The organism is Acinetobacter sp. YH16053 (assembly GCF_013417035.1).
Lineage (GTDB): Bacteria > Pseudomonadota > Gammaproteobacteria > Pseudomonadales > Moraxellaceae > Acinetobacter > Acinetobacter towneri.
Genome location: NZ_VPEP01000136.1, coordinates 1 through 1,240, shown reverse-complemented (window position 1 = coordinate 1,240; position 1,240 = coordinate 1). Strand labels below are relative to the sequence as shown.

At 46.0% G+C, this 1,240-nt stretch carries 2 protein-coding genes; both read left to right on the top strand.

Annotated elements, in window-relative coordinates:
- Positions 1 to 465: DNA cytosine methyltransferase (locus FTV43_RS15590; RefSeq protein WP_179995849.1), on the top strand; the 465-nt coding region annotated here is incomplete at its 5' end.
- An 81-nt stretch (positions 466 to 546) separates the two neighbouring features.
- On the top strand, positions 547 to 1,240 hold a 694-nt coding region (locus FTV43_RS15585), incomplete at its 3' end, for an MvaI/BcnI restriction endonuclease family protein (RefSeq protein WP_257224134.1).

Genomic DNA, 1,240 nt, shown 5'->3' with positions numbered 1-1,240 from the left:
GTAGAAGACAAATACATATTGACTGAAAATCTCTGGAAGTATCTTTACAACTATGCCAAGAAACATCAGGCTAAAGGTAACGGTTTTGGCTTTGGTCTGGTAGATCCGAAAAATCCTGGTAGCGTGGCCAGAACCCTTTCGGCCCGTTATCATAAAGACGGTTCGGAAATCCTGATTGACCGCGGCTGGGATATGCAGCGGGGAGAAGAAGATTTTGATGATCCTGATAACCAGAAGAACCGTCCGCGTCGTCTGACACCACGGGAATGTGCCAGACTGATGGGCTTCCAAAAACTGGATGGAGACGACTTCTTCCGTATTCCAGTTTCGGATACACAGGCCTACAAGCAGTTCGGTAACTCGGTTGTCGTACCCGTCTTCACTGCCGTTGCAAGGTTGCTGGAACCTTACATTCTACGGGCAGCAAAAATTCAGGAGCATAAAAAAGACAAGATTTCTGCGTAAAAGCTATAAAAATCACTCAAATAGAGGTACGATCCGGTCAGAAGAACAATGACCGGATCGTATATGGCGACTATCAGGCAGATGTCACAGACAATGCAGGCCCTAGGGGCAACCCGGATCCTGCTCAAACCGCTTTCCAATAATGACAATTCCAAACAGCAAATCTATTTTGGGGGAAATTTTGAAGTTCTTCAGGATTTTCCACTGGGAGAGATCCGCGCAGATGGAGAATCCAGCAAGGGTCCGATATTCAAGGCACCTCTCAAACTGTTCTGGATCACACCGGAAGGTGAAACTGAAGAAGCCACAGGTTCCCAAATTATTCTCTATCCCAAATATCCGGAAATAAGACTTTCCGGATTCCTCCGTGGCTGCTCGCTTGCCCCAAGCAAGATCATGAAACCACCGACACCAGAAGAACGTGCACTATATGCCAGCCAGAAAAGAGGCATGATCCTAGGATTGGCTGAAGACAAAGTCTTTGCCTATACAGGATCATGGGATGAGAAAATTTCAGGGGAAATTCAGGAATATGCCGAACAGAACCAAGACAGACAGGTCCTGTCAGTTTTTTATGAATACTACTCTAGCCTTACAGACAGTCAGGAGCTTCTGATTGGAAAACTCAAAGATATCTATTTAAAGGGACCAATAAGATCCAGAAGATTGGACAAAGACGGTACTGTTATCTTCTACGAGGCACCTAATGGCGCTGGTTTTACCCTCGAGTGCGAATTCGGCATCATTCCAAACGGAAAGGCCAGTCCTGATTTCT